Raw genomic sequence first — 7,291 nt, 5'->3', positions numbered from 1 at the left:
TTGTTGACGTGGCCCTGCCAGATCTCCGGGATGAATGTGACTCCTGGAGCCAGCTCGTCGAGCTGTTTGGCGGTCATCGGCCAGTCGATCTCGCCCTCACCGATCTGCGGGCCCTCCCCGTCGACACCTTCGGCGTCGACGATGTGCAGGTGGTCGCTGAGCGGTGCCAGTTTGGCGATGTACTCGCTGAACGGGATCTTGTTGAAGTTGGCGGCCAACTTGGAGTGGGACAGGTCGAGGGTGAGACGACGTCCGTACTGGTTGCAGAAGTCGACGGTGTCGTTGAGGCCCATGAAGAGGTTGTGGTGCTGCTGGCCACCCATGAGCCACGGGTAGGGCGGCAGGGTCTGCGAGGTCAGACGGACCCCGTCCTCGTCGATGCGCTCGAGGGCCTGGGCGATCCGGGCGTACATGGCCGGGCGCTCCTCGGGGGCCACGAAGGCGTCCTTGGTGAACCCGCCCATGGTGCAGATGACGACCGGGGGCTCCTCGGCGTCGAACCACGTGTCGAGGTCACGGGCGATCTGGATGACCTTCTGGACCTCGACGATCGAGCGCTCCCAGATGTCTGCGTCGGGGGAGGCCAGGTTGATGATGAAATCGCCGGCGTAGAGGTCGGGGCAGTGGACGGTGTAGCTCATCCCTTCGAACTTGCGGTTCTCGAAGGCCTCGGCGATCTGCTCGGCCGTCATCTCCACGTCCTTGTAGGACAGGTGGAACTCCAGAAAGTTCGGGTTGGTCTCGGAGTGGGACAGCAGCTTGCGGGCGTCGTGGTAGCGCACTGGCAGGCCCCACGGGCGACGGAAGGTGTAGTTGCGGCCTTGGGCGACGGCGTCGGTCAGGTCGGTGTCGTAGAAGAAGTCACCGGCGTCGATGTCGCGACGCATGGTGCGACCGACCAGCTCGTCGAGGTGGTTGGGTTGCAGGCCGCGGCCCGGGGACTTGACGGCCACGGCGTCACGGGTGATGACCTCGCCGTTGTGCAGGGCCCGGGTCGCCACCAGGGACTTGGCGAGGTTGGCGCGGTTCATCATTTCGCCGGTTGACACGACTCGAGCGTGATCTGAGCCCAAGGCCAACTCGACCTCCCGGGTGCGAGCCACCATTTCGGAGAATTCCTCGGGGAGCAGCGAGACCTGGTGATCATTGCCCTCGAGGGTCTTGTCAATGGTGAAGTGTTTCTCGATGATGTGGGCACCGCGTGCTACTGCGGCAATCGGCACATGATAACCACGTTCGTGCCCGGAATAACCCACTGGGCAGTTACCCAGGGCAGCGAGGCGGTCCATGTAGCGCAGGTTGACGTCCTTGAACGGGGCCGGGTACGTCGACTGGCATTGCAGCAGAGCGAACTGGGCGCCGACGCTGCGCAACACGTCGACTGATCCGAGGATCTCGTCCTCGGTCGACATACCCGTCGACACCAGCATTGGCAGGTGCTCGGCGGCACAGGCCCGTAGCAGGGAATGGTTGGTCATGTCGGCGCTGGCGATCTTGAGGGCCGGGACGCCGTAGTCGGCCAGCACTGTGAGGCTGGGGAGGTCCCACGGCGTGCAGAAAGCGTCAATGTCGACGGCCTTGCAGTGGTCGAAGACATCGATCATCTGCTCGGGGTTCAGGGAGAACCGGGACAGGAGGTTGAGGGTGTATTGAGCGCCGAGATCCTCGCCCGCGGTGGCACCGTCGGCTTGACGGTACAGAGCGTTCATGTCGCGCAGCTGGAACTTGACGGCGTCGGCCCCGGCCTCCTTGGCGAGGTCGACGAGGTGCTTGGCCAACGCGACGTCACCTTGGTGGTTGTTGCCGATCTCAGCGATGAGAAGACAAGGGTGGTCATCGCCAATGGTGTGACGACCGATGGTCATCTCGGCGGCACCCTCAGTGGCGACCGCCGTGAGATGGCCACGCTCGTCAACGAGGGGGATCACCTCCACGCCGGGCCGAAAGAGTTGGGAGATGGTCGAAGCATCGGCATCAAGAGGTGCATGGGTGCAGTCACGATTGGCAGCCACCTGCACCGGCGTCGTCATGTCGCCGTCTGGTTCGGAGGTGATCCAGCGACGGAAGTCGCCGTCGGAGAAGGACCCGGTGAGAATGCCGTGTTCATCAACGCAGAAGACGATGCCCGACTTGTTGTCGGTGATCTTTGTCAATGCGGTGAGGATGGTGTCCTCACCAAAGACGGCGAAGGGTGTGGTCTGACGATTGACGATCATGGGCGCGGATAACCTTCTCTTGGGCTGGGTATCGGTGAGGTTTGGCGTGCAAAGTGTTGCAGCTCGACGGCTGCGACATCGAAATCATGTGGGGAGTCAATGTCGATTCCCTCGATCGGATCCATCACGAACAACTCGATGCGGCCACCAAGACGGTTGTGGGTGTTCTGGTAGACCTCGGTTTTCGTCAGGTAGAGTGAGCCGGTCTCGCGGTAACGCAACTGGTCAGGCGTCATGTCCTGGCGACGGGGACGGTTCTCATACGAGTAGTGGGCGACGACCTTCGGTTCCTTCTGCCAGATGAAGATCGGCTCGGGAACCACTCCGACCATGGAGTCGGCGCCGGATGCGACGAATTCGTCAAGGGCGCGCCTCATGGTGGTCGGCAGGCGTAGCGGAGAGGTGGCCTGCAGCAACATCACCTGGTCCGGGCGGTGGCCTTGCTCGGTGAGGACTTCGATCGCGTGCTCGACGACCGGCTCGGTTGCGGTGGTGTCCTGGGCCAGCACGGCGGGACGGTCAATGACACCGGCGCCCACGCGCCGGGCCACCTCGGCGATCTCGGCGTCCTCGGTCGAGACGTAGACGTCGAGGCCCGGGGTGGCGAGGGCCTGCTCGATCGTCCATGCCAACAGGGGTTTCCCGGCCAAGTCCTTGAGGTTCTTTCGGGGGATCCCTTTGGACCCACCCCTGGCAGGGATAATCGCGAGGGTTGTCGGACTCACTGGTCCTCCTGTGCGGTGCTCGTCATGCCGTGCTCACTCAGCTCGTGAAGAGCGTCGTCCCAGGCCGACGCTTTGGCTCCGGGTTTGTCCCACCCGGCAACGATGAAGTCCTTGACGGCATTCGGGGTTGACCAGGTCGGCTGGGGAACCCCCAGGCTCTGGGACAACGACATGTCTGCACAGGCGTGATCGATGTCGCCGGCCCGTACCACGTCAACGTGACTGATCCCAGAATCGCGATGAACGGGAGCGCCATCAATGCAGTACTGCGCCAGCTCGGTGAGGGTCGTGCGTACACCGGAACCCGCATTGAGAATCCGCGGGGACCCCAATTGTGGCGGATTGGCGACCGACCAGGCGATCATTCGAGCTAGATCGTCAACGTGGATGAAGTCGCGGGTCTGGTTGCCCTCACCGTAGACCGTAATGGGGCGGTCTTCTTTCAGCATCGCCAGCCATGCAGCTAACACGCCAGTATACGGGTTGTGTAGAGCTTGGCCAGGGCCAATGACGTTTTGTGGCCGGTAGATCGTCACAGGGATGCGATCGGCAACCTCGGACAAAATGGCCTCAGCCTCAGACTTCGTCTCGCCGTAAACACTCAGGGGGCGGTGCAAGTCGGTTTCACAGGAGTCCTCCGGGGTCGCGTCAGGGCTTGAGGGGGTGCCACACTCGACGGTGCCGTCAGGAAGACGCCAACGGCCACCACCATAAACAGCCCGCGAACTCGTCATGATGATGGGACAACCCCACCGGAGCGCCGATTCGGCGGCCAGCCGGGTGCCGTCGACGTTGACTCGACGGTACCGGTCGACCTGATACATTGACTGTGCGGTGCCGGTTTCCGCCGCGAGGTGGATGATGAGATCTGGACGGCTCAGGCGGCTCCATGTCTCGGGCTCGCAAACGTCTTCCTCAACGACCTGCCCGGGGAAACGCTCCCGGTCAGCGTCAACGTCGGTGTGCGTCTGTGGCTCGAGAATATCGAGCGCGATGAGATCATGACCGTGCAGGCGACGAGCCACATACTGGCCGATAAACCCGGCCCCTCCCGTGATGACAATGTTCACTGGTGTGTATACCTCTCGGATGATTCGCGATGGGGTGGATGAGACGGTGAGTGCAGTCGGTGGCTGAGCCGCCGCTGTAGACCTGCGGCGAGGCCTGCCCCTAACCAGCCGCCTGCGGCGTTCTCGACGGCGTTCGACACCAGAGGGCGCCGACCTAGTTGGGAAAAGGCATACTGAATTGATTCAGAGCCAGCCCCGATAATCGTGGCAGCGATACCCCATATCCACCAATGTACCTGTGGCCACCCGAGAGTTGCCAGAAAGGTGAGGGGAAGGAGCATGAACGCGTTGAGGGCGTGATCCCCGATTGCCGCGACCTGTTCTCCGCTGAGTGGACGGTTGCTGATCGGAACGACGCCGCTGGTCAGTCTGTTCCCGATGCGCCACTTGAGGGTCCCGATGTGGGTACCCATCGGGACAAGCACTCCGACGCCGACAGTGACAACGTAAAGACACGTCAGGGCCCGGGCAACTTGCTGGATTCGTGCGACCATCAATACGCCCCTGAGGAGGTGAATACTGCGCCGAACGTCTTCGCGAGAATACTGACATCCTGCAGGATTGACCAGTTGTCGACGTAGTAGAGGTCCAGTCTAACGGTGTCCTCCCAGGACAAGTCGGAGCGGCCGGACACCTGCCACAGTCCGGTGACGCCGGGACGGACGTCTAGGCGCCTGCGGACGTGGGATTCGTAGGCGGCGACCTCATCTTCGAGGGCGGGGCGCGGCCCCACCAGCGACATGTCGCCACGCAGCACGTTGTAGAACTGGGGAATCTCGTCAATGGAGTAGCGTCGGTGGAATTTTCCGCACTTGGTGATTCGAGGGTCGTCCTTCATCTTGAACAGAACACCGTCGGACTCGTTTTTGTCGGCCAACAGCTTGGCCTTGATCTCGTCGGCGTTGACAACCATCGAGCGCAGTTTGTAGCACTCGAAGACTCGGCCTTTGCGTCCGACTCGACGTTGCTTGTAGAACACAGGACCGCCATCCTCATGTTTGATGGCGATAGCAGCGAGAAGGATGATTGGGGAGGTGAGAATGAGTAAGAGCAGCGATCCGATGATGTCGAAGGTCCTCTTGAGCCAGCCACTGGCACGTTCGGCCTGGGGCTTCTCGATGTGCACCAGGGGTAGGCCCGCTACTGGGCGGATATGCATGCGCTGTGTGGAGATGTCGGAGAGGGCGGGAATAATAATAAGTTCGGTGTCGTGGTTCTCGAGAGTGCGGGCCAACCGATTGAACTGATAGGCTCGCGAGAAAGATCCTTCTGTGAAAATCACGGCCGCGGCGTGAGTATATTGGCAGGCGGATACGACATCCTCAGGTTCTCCTAGGACTGGCACGTTGACATTGTGGCACTTTTCTTGCCCGCGAGTTAACACGCCAACGATATCGTATCCCAGCCATTTCTCACGCTGGAGTACTTTGGTCAGATCGTCAATATGGGTGCAGTCGCCGGCGATGATGACGCTGCTACGGAACCGGCCGCGGCGTCTTTCGTGGTGCAACCAGCGCCTCATGAAGAACCGTTCGAGGAGTAGGGCGGGAATGCTGAAGAGGAACAGTAGGAAGTAGAAGCCACGGGGCAGTGGATACATGAACAGGTATGCTGAGACCCCGAGCAGGGCAGCTGTGATGGCAGAAGCCTCGAAAACGGCGCGGTACTGCGCCGCGCCCGCGTCCAAGTATTTCGTCCGGTACGCGCCGGCGATTCCCATGACGACCAACCATGCGACAATGATTCCTCCGGACCACGGAATGACATTGTCCTGAACGTCGGTGTTCTTTGGGAATACGGTCATTGCTGTTCGTGCTCGCACCGCGATGAACGATGCCAAGGCGATGACGATGAAGTCAGCGATGACGATGCGTACCCGGTACTGACCAAGATTGTCTCGGCTGTGGTGTCGCTGTCGTGGACGGGGACTACCGGCTGGATGCGGAGCGACTGCGTGTTTGGGAGGGAGGAGGCTCGGTGATGACATCAGCCAAGAATCTCCTCTCTGATGCTGTGGACGGGATTCGTGATGGGCACACCGTTCGGGGTGTCATGTGCTGCTGGCAGCACAATTCCTCTCAGGCGCAGAGTATCACCTGGCTGCTGATCATCATCATATGTCGATTTTCCACAACTCTGCTTGAAGGCTGAGGCCGTGCGCCGCGCGCATCAGGACCAGGCTTCAGGTCTGTGTGTAGCTGGTCTGAGGGGTGATAGTGTCAACGGGGTGTTCCCTCATGAGGGGTCCGATGGAGAGTTCGGCTACCAGTTTCGTGTGCAGTAAGCTAGCGGCCAGCAGCTGTCACTGGGCACGTGACTTGACAGTCATGGAATGACCATGTGAGGATTTACGCGGTATGTGGCGCGTTGCGTCTGACCCCAATTTGATTCTCGACAGCGTTATCTCGCATCCATGGGAGAGAAATGAACAACAACCTGAGTCGACGTAATGTGGTCAAGGGTGCGGCGTGGGCTGTACCTGCGGTAACTGCCTCGACTGCGCTGCCCTCGGTAGCTGCCAGCCAGGACTGCGTGTACACGGGGGCGCATTGGGAGAAGAGCTTCGTTACCCCCGAGCTGGTGGCACGAAGGGAAGCACGCCCGGGTGCGAAAATCACCACCGGCGGTCTCTATGCATCCAATTTGGATGGCGACATCATTGACCCGCGGGGGCTTGCCAAGGTTAAGAGTGATTACCCTTGGGTCTCCGAACTGATTGCCATCGCTCAGAATGGTGACGGCACTGCTGGTAGTTTGCTGCATGTTGACTTCTCTGGCCCAGCCAGTTGTGTGCAATTCTTGCTTCATGACATCGATTCACAGGGCTCAGGCAAGAAAGATCACTATCGGGATTCTGTGACCGTTACCACTGATGGTGCGCCGATCACGGCGTCGCCTCTTGAGCCAGACTTCCTGCGCGTCACTGGCGATGGAAGTAATCGTGTCAAGGTTGAGTCTCCTTTCGAGCACAAGCTGCTTGACAAATCGCATGAGTGGAATATGGACCGCGACACCAAGGGGACTGTGCTCATTAAGATCAAGGGCCCGATCAATCGTTTCTCCATCCTGTACCTAAATGAGGACACTCTTGAGGATACCGTCCACAATTACCAGCAGATTGCTCTTAGTACCATCCGCTGGTCGAAGGATCCCTGCGGCTGCGAGGTGTGAGAGGCATCGGGCCGACATCATTGATCGGGGATGGCCCCGGATATGAGAATTGGTGCCAGAAAGACGAGGGATGCCCTCGTCTTTCTGTCTTTGTCCTGTCATTGCGGCT

Annotated in this window: 5 protein-coding genes; 1 reads left to right on the top strand and 4 read right to left on the bottom strand. The window is 60.4% G+C overall.

Features of this window, described 5'->3' with window-relative positions; genetic code table 11:
- The 4 genes from ACSJJT_RS05715 to ACSJJT_RS05700 form a co-directional block, all read right to left on the bottom strand.
- The coding region (locus ACSJJT_RS05715; RefSeq protein ID WP_435917358.1) for an N-acetylneuraminate synthase family protein at positions 1-2,216 on the bottom strand (2,216 nt) is incomplete at its 3' end.
- Positions 2,213-2,941: an acylneuraminate cytidylyltransferase family protein gene (locus tag ACSJJT_RS05710; protein ID WP_435917357.1), complete on the bottom strand. Its 729-nt coding sequence runs from the start codon at positions 2,939-2,941 to the stop codon at positions 2,213-2,215. The genes ACSJJT_RS05710 and ACSJJT_RS05715, both read right to left, overlap by 4 nt.
- Positions 2,938-4,011 (bottom strand): NAD-dependent epimerase/dehydratase family protein, encoded by a 1,074-nt coding sequence (locus tag ACSJJT_RS05705; RefSeq protein WP_435917356.1) that lies wholly within the window; start codon positions 4,009-4,011, stop codon positions 2,938-2,940. Before ACSJJT_RS05705 ends, ACSJJT_RS05710 begins: the two co-directional genes overlap by 4 nt.
- A gap of 493 nt (positions 4,012-4,504) precedes the next feature.
- Positions 4,505-5,998, bottom strand: coding sequence for a sugar transferase (locus tag ACSJJT_RS05700; RefSeq protein WP_435917355.1), 1,494 nt, complete (start codon positions 5,996-5,998; stop codon positions 4,505-4,507).
- A 437-nt stretch (positions 5,999-6,435) separates the two neighbouring features.
- Between ACSJJT_RS05700 and ACSJJT_RS05695 the strand changes: the two genes are divergently transcribed.
- Positions 6,436-7,182 (top strand): twin-arginine translocation signal domain-containing protein, encoded by a 747-nt coding sequence (locus tag ACSJJT_RS05695; RefSeq protein ID WP_435917354.1) that lies wholly within the window; start codon positions 6,436-6,438, stop codon positions 7,180-7,182.
- Positions 7,183-7,291: the final 109 nt, after the last annotated feature.

It is taken from the genome of Cutibacterium nasicola, from assembly GCF_051303185.1.
Taxonomy (GTDB): domain Bacteria; phylum Actinomycetota; class Actinomycetes; order Propionibacteriales; family Propionibacteriaceae; genus Cutibacterium.
The sequence above is the reverse complement of the archived record's forward strand: the minus strand, read 5'-3'. Positions and strand labels throughout refer to the sequence as shown.